The organism is Bradyrhizobium sp. USDA 4516 (assembly GCF_054055915.1).
On the sequence record NZ_JBSRXT010000001.1, the window covers coordinates 6,796,684 to 6,811,076 of the forward strand.

The window sequence follows — 14,393 nt, forward strand, 5'->3', positions numbered from 1 at the left end:
CGCATCGCCCCGGAATGACGGGGGTGACGTTGAGAGCATCCCTCAGCTCACCCGCCGTTCGCGGTTCTCCCAATACGGCTTGCGCAGCTCGCGCTTTAAGATCTTGCCGGCGCCGGAGAGCGGCAGCGGCGTCGCGGTGATGTCGACGCTGCGCGGGCATTTGTAGCCGGCGATCAGCATCTTGCAGTGCTCCATCAGCTCTTCCGGCGTGGCGCTGACGCCGCTCTTCATCACCACGACGGCGTGAACCTGCTCGCCCCAGCGTTCGCTCGGGATCCCGATCACGGCGCATTGCGCCACCGCCGCGTGCTGGGCGAGCGCGTTCTCGACCTCGGCCGAATAGACGTTCTCGCCGCCGGAGATGATCATGTCCTTGACGCGGTCGACGACGTAGACAAAGCCGTCCTCGTCCATGTAGCCGCCGTCGCCGGTGTGCATCCAGCCGTTGATCACGGCGCGCGCGGTCTCCTCCGGACGCTCCCAATAGCCCATCATCACCATGTCGCCACGCACCGCGATCTCGCCGACGGTGCCCGTCGGTACGACCTTGTCCTCCGCATCGACGATCTTGACCTCGGCGCCAAGCGTCGCCCGGCCGGCGCCGCGGTGCCGGCCCTTGGCGCGGCCGTCGCCGATATGCTCCTTCCAGTGCAGCAGGGTCGCGATCGGCGACAGCTCGGTCATGCCGTAGGCTTGCGTGAACTCGACATGCGGCAGCGCCTTCATGGCGCGCATCAGCACGGCGTCGCTGATCACGGAGGCGCCGTAGGAGATCCGCTTCAAGGACGACAGGTCGTAATTGCCGAGCGTTGGGTGATCGACGAACATCTGGATCATGGTCGGCACCAGCAGCACGTCGGTGATGCGCTCCTTCTGCACGGCGGCCGCGACGCCGTCAGGCGTAAAGCCCTGGATTACGACGTTGGATCCTCCGGACAGCAGCACCGAATACATCGCCGCGCCATTGGCGAGGTGGAACATCGGCGCCGCGTGCAGATAGATCGTGCTGCTCGGCCATAGGCCTTCGCCGAGCGCGTTGAGCGCGTTGGCCATCAGATTGCCGTGGCTCAGCATCACGCCCTTGGAGCGGCCGGTGGTGCCGCCGGTGTAGAAGATGCCGGCAAGGTCGTCGCGGCTGCGCATCGCATCCGGAACAGGCGCGCTGCGCGCGATGAGCGTCTCGTAATTCGCCATGCCGGCAGGCGTGTCGCCCTCGTCGGCATAGACCAGCCGCAGGCCGGGGACGGCGCCTGCCAGCGCCGTGCCGACCGGCGCGAACGCCCTGTCGACGAACAGGATCGTTGCGCGGCAGTCGCGCAGCGCGTCCTCGTTCTCGATCGGAGACCAGCGGATGTTGAGCGGCACGATCACGGCGCCGGCCCAGCCGACGGCGAGGTAGAGCTCGAGATAGCGGTCGGAGTTCAGCGACAGGATCGCGACGCGGTCGCCGTCCTGGGCGCCGAGGCCGCGGATCGCGGCGGCGAGGCGGGCGACGCGTTCGCCGACCTCGCGCCAGTTGCGCCGCCGCTCACCGCAGACGACCGCGAGCCCGTTTGGATTGACCTGCAGCGCGCGCCGCAGTCCGTGCGTGATGTTCACTCGTCTCCTCCCTTGATGCGTTTCCCTTGTGAGGCGGTTTGTCCGCCTTCTCGTGCGCCGTTGTCTTGCGCGTTGATGTCATTTGCGTTGTTGTTTTGGCGATGCCTTCGGTGAGGCGGATCGCGAATTCCTCAGCGACGGCACGTCCGCTCAGCTCGCCGCCCGGCTGGAACCAGTGGCCGATCCAGTTCAGCGAGCCGGCGATCGCGAAAGCCGCGAGCTTCGGGTCGCACGGTTTCACCGAACCGTCTTCGACGCCCTGTGCGATATAGTCGCGGAAGGCGCGGTCGATCCGCCGCTTGGCAGTCTGCACGATCTTGCGGTTGTCCTCGCTGAGATCGCGGATGTCGAAGCGGACCAGGCTCTTGCCGTAGTCCGCGGTCATCAGCTCGGCATAGCGGACGGTGAGCTTGCGCAGCTTGTCGAGCCCCGAGCCGCCGCCCGCCGACGTCTCGGCAATGCATTCGTCGACCAGCTCATTGCCGATCGACCAGCACTCGAACAGGATCTCGTCCTTGCCGCGGAAGTAGTTGTAGAGCGCCGGCTTGGTGATGTTGAGCCGCTTGGCGACGTCGTTCAGCGTGGCACGGTGATAGCCCTGTTCAAGGAACAGGGCTACGGCCGTGCGCAGCACTGCCTCGCGCTTCTCGTCGCGGGCGCGGCGCCGGCTTTCGAATGGCAGCCACGGCGACTCGTTGCTGGAAGAGGGGGAGTGGGCGTCCATCGCGTCGGCTGTTGTCGCATTGACTCCGGAAGATCGCCCGTATATTACCCATGGGTAACAAATAGTCCAGTGGGTAATTTCCGGGAGGACACGCGATGACGTCACGCACCTATATTGCCGGGGTCGGCATGATCCCGTTCGTCAAGCCCGGCGCCAATGCGCCGTATCACGTGATGGGCGCCGAAGCGGCGAAGCTGGCGCTCGCCGACGCCGGGCTCGACTACGGCCGCGTGCAGCAGGCCTATGTCGGCTACGTCTATGGCGACTCCACCTGCGGGCAGCGCGCGCTCTATCCGGTCGGCATGACCGGCATCCCGATCGTCAACGTCAACAACAACTGCTCGACCGGCTCGACCGCGCTGTTCCTGGCGCGGCAGGTGATCGAGTCGGGCGCGGCCGATTGCGTGATGGCGCTCGGCTTCGAGCAGATGAAGCCCGGCGCGCTCGGGGCCGTGTTCACCGACCGTCCCAGTGCGTTCGACGATTTCGACGCCGCGGCCGACAAGCTGGTCGACGCGCCCGGCGTGCCGCTGGCGCTGCGCTATTTCGGCGGCGCCGGCCTCAGCCACATGAAGAAATACGGCACGCCGCTCTCCGCCTTTGCAAAAGTGCGCGCCAAGGCGAGCCGTCATGCCAAGAACAATCCGCTGGCGCTGTTCCGCAAAGAGGTCACCGCCGACGACGTGATGAACGACCAGGTGATCTGGCCTGGCGTGATGACGCGGCTGATGGCGTGCCCGCCGACCTGCGGCGGCGCCGCCGCGATCCTGGTCTCGGAGAAATTCGCCGACCAGCACGGCCTCAACAAGCAGGTCCGCATCGCGGCGCAGGCGATGACGACCGACACGCCCTCGACCTTCGGTGCGTCAGACATGATGCAGGTGGTCGGCTACGACATGGCGCGGGATGCCGCGCGCAAGGTCTATGAGGCCGCCGGCATCGGGCCTGATGATCTCGACGTCGTCGAGCTGCACGACTGCTTCGCGCACAACGAGCTGATCACCTATGAGGGGCTCGGCCTGTGCGGCGAGGGCGAGGCCGCGAAATTCATCGACGACGGCGACAACTCCTATGGCGGCAGGATCGTCACCAACCCGTCCGGCGGGCTGCTGTCGAAGGGTCATCCGCTCGGCGCCACCGGGCTTGCGCAGTGCTATGAGCTGACGCGGCAGTTGCGCGGCACCGCTGCGGCGACGCAGGTGGAGGGCGCGCGGGTCGGCTTGCAACACAATCTCGGCCTCGGCGGCGCCTGCGTCGTGACGCTCTACGAACGCGCTTGAGGTACTCATGGTCGATCAATCCGCTGTCGGGCGTACATTTACGCCCGTGACCGCGCGCGTCGAGCCGGGGCGGCTGCGCTTCTTCCTCGATACGCTCGGTGAGACGAATGCCGTCTATCGCGACGAGACGGCCGCGCAGGCGGCCGGCTTCACGGCGGCGCCGGTGCCGCCGACCTATCTGTTCTGCCTCGAGATGATGGATGCGCCGGACCCGTTCGAGTTCCTCACGGCGCTCGACATCGATCTGGCGCGCGTGCTGCACGGCGAGCAGCGCTTCGACTATCATGCGCCCGTCGTGGTCGGCGACACCCTGACCTTCCGCCCGCGCGTCACTGGCGTGACCGACAAGAAGGGCGGGGCGATGACGCTGATCGTGGTCGACACCCCGGTCACCAACCAGAACGGTGTCCATGTCGCCGATGTCTCGCGCACCGTCGTGGTACGCAATGCGAGGCCGTCATGAGCAGCTCTCCCTCTGTCGGCGACCGCATCGTCCACAAGGAGTTTCCACCGATCACCCGCCATCGCCTCGCGCTGTATTGCGGCGCCTCCGGCGATCACAATCCGATCCATGTCGACATCGATTTCGCGAAGGCGGCCGGCTTCCCCGACGTGTTCGCGCACGGCATGCTGGTGATGGGCTATCTCGGCCAGGCGCTGACCGACGCGGTGGCGCCGTCGCGCATCCGCTCGTTCTCGACCCGCTTTGCGGCGATCACCCAGCTCGGCGCGAAGCTGACCTGCGAGGGCACGGTGACCGAGCTGGTCGAGCAGGGCGGTGAGAGGCGCGCAATACTCGCGCTGACTACCAGGGATCAGAACGGCGAGATCAAGCTCGCCGGCGAGGCGGTTATCGCGCTGTAGCGCGAAAGGTCTCGCCACGAAGGATTGTGCGCTCCCTCGCCCCGCTCTTGCGGGGAGAGGGTTGGGGTGAGGGGCTGCTTCCGCGCACTCTGGAGGTGGTGAGACCTGTACCCCCTCACCCGGAACGCATCTGACGATGCGTTCCGACCTCTCCCCGCAAGCGGGGCGAGGTGAGGCGGGCATACCGCAAAGATCACGTTGTTTGAGGGAGGTTTGAATGTCAAAGCTGCAAGGCAAAGTCGCGCTCGTCTCAGGCTCCGGCCGCGGCATCGGGCGCGCGATTGCGCTGAAGCTCGCGAACGAGGGCGCGCGCGTCGTGGTCAACGACCTCGATGCCGAGCCGGGCGATGCGGTCGTCGCGGAGATCAAGGCCATGGGCGGCGAGGCGATCGCGGTCAATGGCAGCGTGAGCGAAGCCGGCTTTGCCGATCGCTTCGTCGGCGCCGCGATCGAGCGGTTCGGCGGTCTCGACATCATCGTCAATAATGCCGGGTACACCTGGGACTCGACGATCCAGAAGATGACCGACGAGCAGTTCCAGGCGATGCTGGACGTCCATCTGGTCGCCCCGTTCCGCATCATGCGCGCGGCGTCGGAGCCGATCCGAGTGATGGCGAAGAGGGAGGCCGAGGCGGGCCGCGAGGTGTTCCGCAAGGTCGTCAACATCTCCTCGATCGCGGGCCTCTACGGCAATGCCGGGCAGGCGAGCTATTCGTCCGCCAAAGCATCGCTGATCGGGCTGACGCGCACGATGTGCAAGGAGTGGGGCCGCTACAAGGTCAACGTCAATTGCGTGGCGTTCGGCCTGATCAACACCCGCCTGACCCAGCCGATCGAGACCCAGCAGAAAACCATCGACGTCGCCGGCCGCGACATCAAGGTCGGCGTCCAGCCGCAGATGCTGGAGGCGATGGGCCGCATGATCCCGCTCGGCCGCGGCGGCACGCCGGAGGAGGCGGCCGATGCGGTCTATCTGTTCTGCGCTCCGGAATCGAATTACATCAGTGGTCAGGTGATCGTCGCCGGCGGCGGTCTTCTGATTTAATACGAGGGCAGAATGCACTACCGATCGTCCTGGATGACCGAGGAGCTGGACACCTTCCGAGACCAGTTCCGCAAATTCCTCGCCAAGGATCTGGCGCCGCACGCCGAAAAATGGCGCGAGCAGAAGCTGGTCGATCGCTCGGCCTGGCGCGCGCTCGGCGAGATGGGCGCGTTGCTGCCGAGCGTGCCCGAGGCCTATGGCGGCTTAGGGGCCAGCTTCGCCTATGACGCCGCCGTGCTCGATGACCTCGAGAGCACGGTGCCGGAGCTGACCACCGGCGTCTCCGTGCACAGCGCGATCGTCGCGCATTACATCGTCAACTATGGCTCGGAGGAGCAGAAGAAACGTTGGCTGCCGAAGATGGCGTCGGGTGAGATGGTCGGCGCCATCGCGATGACCGAGCCCGGCACCGGCTCGGATCTGCAGGCCGTCAAGACCACGGCGAAGAAGCAGGGCAATTCCTACGTCATCAACGGCCAGAAGACTTTCACCACCAACGGCCAGGCCGCCGATCTCGTCATCGTGGTGGCGCGGACCGGGGCTCCGGGCGCCAAGGGCATCTCGCTGATCGTGGTTGAGACCGCGGGCGCCGAGGGGTACCGGCGCGGGCGCAACCTCGACAAGATCGGGCTGCACGCATCAGACACGTCGGAGCTGTTCTTCGATAACGTCACGGTGCCGCCGGAGAACCTGCTCGGCGCCGAGGAGGGCAACGGCTTCGTACAGCTGATGCAGCAATTGCCGCAGGAGCGGCTGTCGCTCGCGATCGGCGCGGTCGCCTCGATGGAGCGCGCGGTCAGGATCACCGCCGAATACACCAAGGAGCGCACCGCGTTCGGCAAGCCGCTGCTCGAATTCCAGAACACCGCCTTCAAGCTTGCCGAGCGCAAGACCGAGGCGATGATCGCCCGCGTGTTCGTCGACTGGTGCGTCGAGCGCCTGGTCGCCGGCGACCTCGACACCGTGACGGCGTCGATGGCGAAATGGTGGTGCTCGCAGAAGCAGGTCGAGACCGCCGACGAATGCCTGCAGCTGCATGGCGGCTACGGCTACATGCAGGAATATCCGATCTCGCGCATGTTCATCGATTCCCGCATCCAGAAGATCTATGGCGGCACCAACGAAATCATGAAGCTCCTGATCGCGCGTTCGCTGTAGGCGGGCGCGTCTTTGGCCGTCATTCCGGGGCACGCGAAGCGTGAACCCGGAATCTCGAAGTTGCGGCTTGAGATTCCGGGTTCGATGCTCGCGCATCGCCCCAATGACGCGGAGGGGTGAGTGCGCGCTCATCTCCTTCGGCCGTGCGCCGCTACATCGCCCGTACGTTCTTGAGGAACTTGTCGACCTGAACTTCCAGCTCTGAGGCGTTGCTGGCGAGCTCTCCGGAGGCCGCCAGCACGTTCTCGGCGGCCTTGCTGGCATCGTCGATCGCCTTGGTCGTGCCGTTGATGTTTGCGGTGACCTCCTTGGTGGCCGCGGCCTGTTCCTCGACCGCGCTGGCGATCACGGTCGAGATCTCGCTGATCTGGACGATGACCTGCGAGATCGCCTTCAGCGCCGTGGCGGTGTTGCCGGTCGCGGCCTGCATCTCGTTGATCTGCGCCGAAATGTCTTCCGTGGCCTTGGCGGTCTGGTTGGCCAGCGCCTTCACCTCGGAGGCGACGACGGCGAAGCCGCGTCCGGCCTCACCGGCCCGCGCGGATTCGATGGTTGCGTTGAGCGCAAGCAGGTTGGTCTGGCCGGCGATCTGGCTGATCAGGGCGACGACGTCGCCGATCTTCTGCGCCATGGTCACGAGACCCGCGACCAGCTTGTCGGACTTCTCGGCTTCGTCGACCGCCATGCGGGCAATGCGGCTCGCCTCGGCCACCTGGCGGCTGATCTCGTTGACCGAGGACGACAGTTCCTCGGACGCGGACGCCGCGCTCGCCGAGCGCTGATTGACGAATTCGGCGGTCGTCGTCAGCGATCGCGCAGTGCCCTGCATTTGCGTCGACGCCGACGCCAGCATCCCGGCAAGGCCCTTCACGTCCTTCTCGAAATCGTCCGCCAGCTTCACATTGCCAGTCACGACCGACCAGCTCAGCATCGCGCCGGTGTAGTTGCCGCGCTTGTCGGTCAGCCCGGAGACCCGCAGGTCGAGCGTTTCCGGACCGAGCTTGATCTTGGCCGCATGCGGCAGGTTTTTGGGATCGCCGACGATGCGGCGCTGGTGCGCCGGGTTCTTGTGGAAGATGTCGAACGAGTTGCCGAGGATCTTGTCCGGCGCCACCGGAAGCAGGTGCTTCACGGTGTCGAGCGTCTTGAGGCTGGTCTGGTTGATGTAGGTGATGTTGAAGTCGGTGTCGCACATCATGATGTTGATCGGCATGTTGTCGAGCATTTGCAACAGCCGTTCGGTCTGCGTTTCAAGCCGCGCCTTCTCGGTCGCTAGCTCCCAGGTCAGCATCGGGCCGGTGTAGCGGCCGCGCGAATTGGTCATGGCTGTCACGGTGAGATCGAGCGTCTCGCCGCCGATGGTGATGCGCGCCTTGTGCGGCAGGTTCTTCGGGTCGGACAGCAGCCGGCGCTGATGCTGCGGGTTCTTGTGAAAGATATCGATCGATTGCCCGATCAGCGCGTCGACCTTCACCGGCAGCACATGCTCGATCTTCTTCAGGTTCTGCCGCGTCGACTCGTTGATGTAGGTGATTTTGAAATTGTCCAGCTCGCAGAGCATGACACTGATCGGCATGTCGTCGAACAGCCGGTACGAACTGTCCGAGCCGATCACGCTTGCGACGCTCTTCATCCCCAACATGCATTGCCTCCAGCCTTGATAATGATCTTGGTGAATTGAAACGTTGCACCTGATCGGCGACGGAATGCCTTCCACCGCCGGCCCCACGCAGGTGCGCTACACGATTTACAATTTCTGACTGCGTGGAACGGTAGGCGATTCGAGTTCCACCAAGAAGGGCGCGCAATGCGCCGCGTGCGCTCGCGCAGGTCGAACGCGCGATGCTCGCGATGAGCGCAGACGAAAACGTCGCACAACACCGCGATTTGCCGTGAAATCCGCGCGATCCGGCGACGAAGATGTGAAGCGGCCGATCGCTGCACCGTAATCTTACGGAAGCACACGCGTGCGCTCCTAATGATTGTTATCGTGCACATAACGTGTGGCTCATGCAGATTGTGCCACGCCATCGCGCGCAGCGGAGAGCTCTTGACTGCAATCGTCTCGGCGGCCACGCGCTGTCGGTCTTGGCGATGTGGCGTGCGAGCATTCTTTCGCCTGCGCTCTGTTGAGTCGATCGGCGCCTCGTGATGACAGGGCGGCCGCATCGTCGATGCGGGTGTTCATGAAAGAAGCCCGCGCAGGTTGATCATGCCGCGCGAGACCCGATCGGGGTCACAGACCGGCGTCGTGGTCCCGCGCGAGCGCAACGAGATCGCCCTCGAGCCGGACGATCGTGACCTGCGTTGCTTGCCGGCCGGCGGCTTCAATCCTGCCGGCGATCGTCCGCTCTGCGGAAATCGATGACGAAACGGCGTCGCCCATTGCCTACCGCATGGCTTGGCGCCGCTGCGCGCGGGAGACGCAGCTTCGGCCTTGCACCCTATTTCCGTCTATCATACCCCGTGGGACGACGATCCGCGCGAAGCTCAAACGCGCGCCAGTACTTGCATGGAGCCCTCATGACCAAAAGCAATGCCCGCACCGGAGGCCAGATCCTGATCGACCAGCTGGTCGCGCAAGGGGTGGAGCGCGTCACCTGCGTGCCGGGCGAGAGCTATCTGGCGGCGCTCGACGCCTTGCACGACAGCCCGATCGACGTCGTGATCTGCCGCGCCGAGGGCGCGGGGCCGCGATGATGGCGGAGGCCTATGGCAAGCTCACGGGACGTCCGGGCATCTGCTTTGTCACCCGCGGTCCGGGCTCGACCAATGCCGCCCATGGCGTGCACATCGCGATGCAGGACTCCACCCCGATGATCCTGTTCGTCGGCCAGGTCGACACCGGCATGCGCGAGCGCGAGGCATTCCAGGAACTCGACTACAAGGCGGTGTTCGGCACGATGGCGAAATGGGCGGTCGAGATCGATCGTCCGGATCGCATTCCGGAACTGGTCGCGCGCGCCTTCCGCGTCGCGCTGCAGGGCCGGCCCGGTCCGGTGGTGATCTCGCTGCCGGAGAACATGCTGACTGAAGCCGCCGCGGTCGCCGACGCGCCGAAGGTCGAGCCTGCAGCGACCTGGCCTGCGCCGGCCGATCTCGAGCGCCTCGGCAGCATGCTCGCCGGCGCCAAGGCGCCGATCGTGGTGCTCGGTGGCTCGGCCTGGACCGCGGAGGCCGCCAAGGGCATCGCGCGCTTCGCCGAGCGCTTCGACCTGCCGGTTGCCACCTCGTTCCGCCGCGCCTCGCTGTTCGACGCCGACCACTCGCATTATGCCGGCGATCTTGGCATCGGCCCGAGTCCGAAGCTCAGGGATCGCATCACCGGCGCCGACGTCATCCTCCTGATCGGCGGCCGCATGTCGGAAATGCCGTCCTCGTCCTACACGCTGCTCGACATTCCGGTGCCGAGCCAGAAACTGATCCATGTCCATCCCGGCGCCGAGGAGCTCGGCCGTGTCTACCAGCCGGCGCTGGCGATCCAGGCGACGCCTGCGGCCTTTGCCGCCGCGGTCGAGACCATGATGCCGGCGGCAGTGCCGGCCTGGAAGGGCGAGGCGGCCAAGGCGCACGCGGATTACCTCGCCTGGACCGACAAGCCGCGCGAGCTGCCGGGCAGCTTCCAGTATGGCGAGGTCGTGACCTGGCTGCGCGATCGCCTGCCGAAGGATGCCATCGTCTGCAACGGCGCCGGCAATTATGCCGGCTGGATTCACCGCCACCATCGCTTCCACGCTTTCGCCGCGCAGCTCGCGCCGACCTCGGGCTCGATGGGCTACGGCGTGCCGGCGGCTGTGATGGCCAAGCGGCATCATCCGGACCGGGTCGTCGTGGCGTTCGCCGGCGACGGCTGCTTCCTGATGAACGGGCAGGAGTTCGCCACCGCCGTGCAGTATGACGCGCCGCTGATCGTCATCGTCATCGACAACGCGCAATACGGCACCATCCGCATGCATCAGGAGCGCGACTATCCGGGCCGCGTCGTCGGCACCCAGCTCAAGAACCCGGACTTCGCGCTTTACGCCAAGGCGTTCGGCGGCCATGGCGAGCGGGTCGAGCGCACCGAAGACTTCGCGCCCGCGTTCGAGCGCGCGCTGGCCTCCGGCAAGCCCGCGATCCTGCACTGCCTAGTCGATCAGCGTGCGCTGTCGGTCGGCAAGGATTTTGCGCCGCAGGCCACGCGCTAGGGCATGATCCGGAAAAGTGCGAAGCGGTTTTCCGAGGAGATCATGCCCAAACAAAAGTCCCGTCACGTCGCGATCATCGGGGCCGGCGCGGTCGGCGTCATCAGCGCCATCGAGGCGCTGCGTGCGGGCCACAGCGTAACCTTGATCGATCCGGGCGAGCCCGGCGGCACCCAGGCGGCGAGCTACGGCAATGCCGGTTGGCTGTCGTCGCATTCGGTGATCCCGCCGGCCGAGCCGGGCACCTGGAAGAAGGTGCCGGGCTATCTGATGGATCCGCTCGGGCCGCTGGCGATCCGCTGGTCGTATCTGCCGAAGGCCTTGCCGTGGCTGGTCAAGTATCTACTGTCGAGCCGGACCGAGGCGCAGGTCGAGGCCACCGCGCGGGCGATGCGCGATCTCCTGAAGGATGCACCGCTGCTGCACTGGCAGCTCGCCGAGGAAGCCGGCGTGGGCGAATTGATCGAGCGGCGCGGGGTGATGCATGTGTTTCCCTCACGCGCGCCGTTCGACCGCGATCTCGGCTGGCGCATCCGCAAGCGCGTCGGCATCGAATGGCTGGAGCTCGATGAAGACGAGATGCGCCAGCGCGAGCCCGATCTGCATCCGCGCTACAAATTCGGCGTCGTGGTGGAGGAGGCGGGCCGCTGCCGCGATCCCGGCGCCTATGTCGCGGCGCTTGCCGCGCACGCCGTCGCGAACGGCGCCGAACGCGTCGCCGCCAAGGCAACGGGCCTCAGGCTTGCCGGTGACAGGCTTGTCGCTGTGATCACCGAGAGCGGCGAGATCGCCTGCGACGCTGCCGTCGTCGCCGCGGGCGCGCGCTCCAGGCAATTGACCGCCTCGATCGGCGATCCGCTGCCGCTGGAGACCGAGCGCGGCTATCACGTCATGATCGAAAATCCGGAATCCGGCCCGCGCAATTCGATGATGGCCTCCGATGCCAAGATGGTCGTCAACTGGACCGACAAGGGCCTGCGCGCCGCCGGCACGGTGGAGATCGCGGGGCTTGACGCCGCGCCGAACTGGAAGCGCGCCGAAATCCTGCGCGAGCACCTCTTCAGTATGTTCCCGAAGCTGCCGACGGATATTCCGCCATCGCGGATCAAGACCTGGTTCGGCCATCGGCCGAGCATGCCGGACGGGCGCCCCTGCATCGGTTATGCCCGTGCCACGCGCGATGTGGTCTACGCCTTCGGCCACGGCCATGTCGGCCTGGTCGGATCGGCCCGGACCGGCCGGCTGGTCGCGCAACTGCTGAGCGGCAAGGCGCCGGAGATTCCGCTCGCCCCGTTTGCGCCCTCGCGCTTCCTGTAGGAAGCAACGGCGGCGAAGCCTCAGCTGTCGCCGGCCCAGGCCGTGATCGCGGCCGGTGCGATCACGCGTCGCGGTGCGTGCGGATTGATCGTTCCGGCGCTGACGTCCTGCGTCTGAACGAGCAGCGTGCGCGCAAACGCCTTGGCGTCCTGCTCGGTCGTGAAGGTACGGGTCTGGCGCGCGAAGCGGTGATGTCCGGCGTCAGGATTTCGCATGGCGAACGAGACGTACCAGATGGCCTTGTCGGTCTTCATCGCGCCTCTTTGGTGGTAATCCGCCCGCGCGATCGCGACGTGATGCTCGATGCTCGATGTGCAAAAAGTGCCAAGACAAAGAATCCTGAAATACAACACATTGCGGCGAATAGGCTCCTCGGCGAACCAGCAATGCTACAGCATCGGCACGTCTACCGATACTGGCGGCATATTACCTGTCAACCGATGGGTGAAATGACAATGCGCCGTTGCGACGTTGGTTCCATCCGGCAAATTGCCATGTCGGACGAGGCGCTGGTCGCGGTCCGCGAGGGCGAAGCGGCGGCCCTGAAGCCCGTGAACTGGTGGCGAGCCGTCACGACAAGTGTCGATACTTTTGAACGCTCGACGTAGGCCTCGCTAGATGACTTGGTCCTCCTTGCGGGCTGCGTTGATGGTTTCCTCCACCTCGGCGGCAAGGGCCGTGAGATGTTCGGCGAGCTTGCTGAACAACTCGCGCTTGCGCATGTCAGTCGCCAGGTCTCGGATCAACGCACATTCCGCCGCGTCGCGGCGAAGCTTTTCGAGATGCGTCAGCATGTCCTGCATTTTTCGTCCCCGAATGCCGTACTCCGCAACGCTAAGGCGGCACAGAACCGCGTAACAATAACCTGTGATAATTTTCGCGAACCTTGGCGAGGGTCGCGTATTTTTCTGACCCTCAAGGCAAGCTTGGCTTGCGACATTCAGTGTCGTCCCTGCGAAAGCAAGGACCCATAACCACAAGCGCTGATTGGTGTGTTTCGCTGGAATGACGAGCCCTGTTCACGACGTCCGCCGCGGCGTATGGGTCCCTGCTTTCGAAAGCAGGGACGCAGCGAGGATGAGGCGATAGCGCTGCCTCTCTCACGACCCGATCCGCACCACCATCTTGCCGAGCGCCGCGCGGGTCTGCATGGTGGTGAAGGCCGCGCGAAAATCGTCGAATGCGAACACCTTACCGACAACAGGCGTCAGTCGGCCATCGTTCAGCCATGCCGACAATTGCGTCATCACGCGTGCCTGCGCGTCGGGCTCGCGCCGCGCGATCTGGGCGGCATCGACGCCGATCAGGAAGCCGCCTTTCAGGAGCGGCAGATTGAACGGCAAAGCGGGAATGTTGCCGGCCGCGAAGCCGACCACGACATGGCGGCCGTTCCAGGCGATCGAGCGGAACGCCTGCAGCGAGACCCCGCCGCCGACCGGATCGAAGATCACGTCGGCGCCGTGGCCGCCGGTCGCGTCCTTCAGCGCGTCGCGCCAGTCGGGTTTCGTGTAGTCGACGACAGCGTCGGCACCGAAGCTTGCGGCGAAGTTGCGCTTCTCCTCCGTCGAGGCCGCGGCGACGACGCGCGCGCCGAGCAGCTTGCCGACTTGAATGGCGGCGATGCCGGTGCCGCCGGCGGCGCCGAGCACCAGCAACTGCTCGCCGGCCTTGAGCGAGCCGCGCTCGCCGAGCGCATAGAGCGCGGTGAGGTAATTGGTGCGAAAGGCCGCGGCGGCCTCCATCGACAGTCCGTCGGGCATGATCTCGACGGCGTCGCGTGGCACCACGATGTGCTCGGCCAGCGCGCCCGAGCGCGCCGCGCCCATCACCCGCATGCCCGGCGCGATGCCGGCGACGTCGCCTGCGACCGCATCGACCACGCCGGCGAATTCCGCGCCCGGCGTGAAGGGCAGGGCATCCTTGGTTTGGTAGCGGCCCTCGACCTTCAGCCCATCGACGAAGCCGATGCTCGCGGCGTGGACCTGGACTCGGATCTGTCCGGGGCCGGGTTCGGGGGTGGCGATCTCCCTCAGCCCGATCTGATCGATGGGCGCGTATTGCTCGACGACGACGGCCTTCATCCTGTCCTGCTCATTGGTTGGTTTCCTCGAGAGCCTTTTCCGCTCCGATTGAATCGGAATGGGGCCCCGGATTCTTGTGTTGACGCGTCTTCTTCACGCGAGCCGGTAGCCAGTTCGCGCGAATGGCTTCGGGCAAACCTA

Annotated in this window: 14 protein-coding genes and 1 pseudogene; 8 read left to right on the forward strand and 7 right to left on the reverse strand. The window is 65.7% G+C overall.

The window, feature by feature from the left end:
- Window positions 1-42: 42 nt before the first annotated feature.
- Window positions 43-1,599 (reverse strand): acyl-CoA synthetase, encoded by a 1,557-nt coding sequence (locus tag ACVI1L_RS30970; protein WP_456784634.1) that lies wholly within the window; start codon window positions 1,597-1,599, stop codon window positions 43-45.
- The gene (locus ACVI1L_RS30975; protein WP_456785632.1) at window positions 1,529-2,323 is read right to left on the reverse strand and encodes a TetR/AcrR family transcriptional regulator; all 795 of its coding nucleotides are present in this window, start codon (window positions 2,321-2,323) and stop codon (window positions 1,529-1,531) included. Before ACVI1L_RS30975 ends, ACVI1L_RS30970 begins: the two co-directional genes overlap by 71 nt.
- A gap of 95 nt (window positions 2,324-2,418) precedes the next feature.
- On the opposite strand from ACVI1L_RS30975, the gene ACVI1L_RS30980 reads away from it, so the two are divergent.
- The 5 genes from ACVI1L_RS30980 to ACVI1L_RS31000 all read left to right on the forward strand — a co-directional run bounded on the left by ACVI1L_RS30980 (window position 2,419) and on the right by ACVI1L_RS31000 (window position 6,670).
- Window positions 2,419-3,603 carry a lipid-transfer protein gene (locus ACVI1L_RS30980; RefSeq protein ID WP_253587148.1) on the forward strand — a complete coding sequence of 395 codons (1,185 nt, stop codon included), beginning with the start codon at window positions 2,419-2,421 and terminating at the stop codon, window positions 3,601-3,603.
- Window positions 3,604-3,610: 7 nt separating this feature from the next.
- Complete coding sequence (locus ACVI1L_RS30985; RefSeq protein ID WP_028344581.1) at window positions 3,611-4,066, forward strand: MaoC family dehydratase N-terminal domain-containing protein; 456 nt, start codon at window positions 3,611-3,613, stop codon at window positions 4,064-4,066.
- Window positions 4,063-4,467, forward strand: coding sequence for a MaoC family dehydratase (locus ACVI1L_RS30990; RefSeq protein ID WP_076826486.1), 405 nt, complete (start codon window positions 4,063-4,065; stop codon window positions 4,465-4,467). Before ACVI1L_RS30985 ends, ACVI1L_RS30990 begins: the two co-directional genes overlap by 4 nt.
- A gap of 217 nt (window positions 4,468-4,684) precedes the next feature.
- Entirely contained in the window at window positions 4,685-5,512 is an 828-nt protein-coding gene (locus ACVI1L_RS30995; RefSeq protein WP_456784635.1) for an SDR family NAD(P)-dependent oxidoreductase, read from the forward strand.
- A gap of 12 nt (window positions 5,513-5,524) precedes the next feature.
- Entirely contained in the window at window positions 5,525-6,670 is a 1,146-nt protein-coding gene (locus ACVI1L_RS31000; RefSeq protein WP_456784636.1) for an acyl-CoA dehydrogenase family protein, read from the forward strand.
- Between the two features lie 151 nt (window positions 6,671-6,821).
- Here the strand turns inward: ACVI1L_RS31000 and ACVI1L_RS31005 are convergent, their stop codons facing one another.
- Together ACVI1L_RS31005 and ACVI1L_RS31010 are read right to left on the reverse strand one after the other, a co-directional pair.
- A complete protein-coding gene (locus ACVI1L_RS31005; protein ID WP_225160670.1) occupies window positions 6,822-8,312 on the reverse strand; it encodes a methyl-accepting chemotaxis protein in 1,491 nt (496 codons plus the stop codon).
- A 594-nt stretch (window positions 8,313-8,906) separates the two neighbouring features.
- On the reverse strand, window positions 8,907-9,056 hold the full coding sequence (locus ACVI1L_RS31010) for a hypothetical protein (protein WP_456784637.1): 150 nt from the start codon (window positions 9,054-9,056) through the stop codon (window positions 8,907-8,909).
- A gap of 137 nt (window positions 9,057-9,193) precedes the next feature.
- Between ACVI1L_RS31010 and ACVI1L_RS31015 the strand changes: the two are divergent.
- Together ACVI1L_RS31015 and ACVI1L_RS31020 are read left to right on the forward strand one after the other, a co-directional pair.
- Window positions 9,194-10,857: pseudogene (locus ACVI1L_RS31015) on the forward strand (thiamine pyrophosphate-binding protein).
- A gap of 42 nt (window positions 10,858-10,899) precedes the next feature.
- Window positions 10,900-12,171: an NAD(P)/FAD-dependent oxidoreductase gene (locus tag ACVI1L_RS31020; protein ID WP_456784638.1), complete on the forward strand. Its 1,272-nt coding sequence runs from the start codon at window positions 10,900-10,902 to the stop codon at window positions 12,169-12,171.
- Window positions 12,172-12,191: 20 nt separating this feature from the next.
- On the opposite strand, the gene ACVI1L_RS31025 is transcribed toward ACVI1L_RS31020, so the two are convergent.
- Window positions 12,192-12,425, reverse strand: a complete 234-nt coding sequence (locus ACVI1L_RS31025; protein ID WP_057019701.1) for a hypothetical protein — start codon at window positions 12,423-12,425, stop codon at window positions 12,192-12,194.
- 42 nt (window positions 12,426-12,467) lie between these two features.
- Here ACVI1L_RS31025 and ACVI1L_RS31030 point away from each other — a divergent pair, with 42 nt between their 5' ends.
- A complete protein-coding gene (locus tag ACVI1L_RS31030) occupies window positions 12,468-12,779 on the forward strand; it encodes a hypothetical protein (protein WP_229189756.1) in 312 nt (103 codons plus the stop codon).
- Between the two features lie 6 nt (window positions 12,780-12,785).
- On the opposite strand, the gene ACVI1L_RS31035 is transcribed toward ACVI1L_RS31030, so the two are convergent.
- Both ACVI1L_RS31035 and ACVI1L_RS31040 read right to left on the reverse strand, forming a co-directional pair.
- On the reverse strand, window positions 12,786-12,974 hold the full coding sequence (locus ACVI1L_RS31035; RefSeq protein WP_016848414.1) for a hypothetical protein: 189 nt from the start codon (window positions 12,972-12,974) through the stop codon (window positions 12,786-12,788).
- 297 nt (window positions 12,975-13,271) lie between these two features.
- Window positions 13,272-14,252 carry an NADPH:quinone oxidoreductase family protein gene (locus tag ACVI1L_RS31040; RefSeq protein WP_456784639.1) on the reverse strand — a complete coding sequence of 327 codons (981 nt, stop codon included), beginning with the start codon at window positions 14,250-14,252 and terminating at the stop codon, window positions 13,272-13,274.
- Window positions 14,253-14,393 lie beyond the last annotated feature (141 nt).

Bases quoted from the DNA above. Each gene is read 5' to 3' on its own strand.
- ACVI1L_RS31005 (WP_225160670.1), bottom strand. From the start codon at position 8,312: ATGTTGGGGATGAAGAGCGTCGCAAGCGTGATCGGCTCGGACAGTTCG.
- ACVI1L_RS30990 (WP_076826486.1), top strand. From the start codon at position 4,063: ATGAGCAGCTCTCCCTCTGTCGGCGACCGCATCGTCCACAAGGAGTTT.
- ACVI1L_RS31040 (WP_456784639.1), bottom strand. From the start codon at position 14,252: ATGAAGGCCGTCGTCGTCGAGCAATACGCGCCCATCGATCAGATCGGG.
- ACVI1L_RS30975 (WP_456785632.1), bottom strand. From the start codon at position 2,323: ATGGACGCCCACTCCCCCTCTTCCAGCAACGAGTCGCCGTGGCTGCCA.
- ACVI1L_RS31000 (WP_456784636.1), top strand. From the start codon at position 5,525: ATGCACTACCGATCGTCCTGGATGACCGAGGAGCTGGACACCTTCCGA.
- ACVI1L_RS31025 (WP_057019701.1), bottom strand. From the start codon at position 12,425: ATGAAGACCGACAAGGCCATCTGGTACGTCTCGTTCGCCATGCGAAAT.
- ACVI1L_RS31035 (WP_016848414.1), bottom strand. From the start codon at position 12,974: ATGCAGGACATGCTGACGCATCTCGAAAAGCTTCGCCGCGACGCGGCG.
- ACVI1L_RS31030 (WP_229189756.1), top strand. From the start codon at position 12,468: ATGCTCGATGCTCGATGTGCAAAAAGTGCCAAGACAAAGAATCCTGAA.
- ACVI1L_RS31020 (WP_456784638.1), top strand. From the start codon at position 10,900: ATGCCCAAACAAAAGTCCCGTCACGTCGCGATCATCGGGGCCGGCGCG.
- ACVI1L_RS31010 (WP_456784637.1), bottom strand. From the start codon at position 9,056: ATGGGCGACGCCGTTTCGTCATCGATTTCCGCAGAGCGGACGATCGCC.
- ACVI1L_RS30985 (WP_028344581.1), top strand. From the start codon at position 3,611: ATGGTCGATCAATCCGCTGTCGGGCGTACATTTACGCCCGTGACCGCG.
- ACVI1L_RS30995 (WP_456784635.1), top strand. From the start codon at position 4,685: ATGTCAAAGCTGCAAGGCAAAGTCGCGCTCGTCTCAGGCTCCGGCCGC.
- ACVI1L_RS30980 (WP_253587148.1), top strand. From the start codon at position 2,419: ATGACGTCACGCACCTATATTGCCGGGGTCGGCATGATCCCGTTCGTC.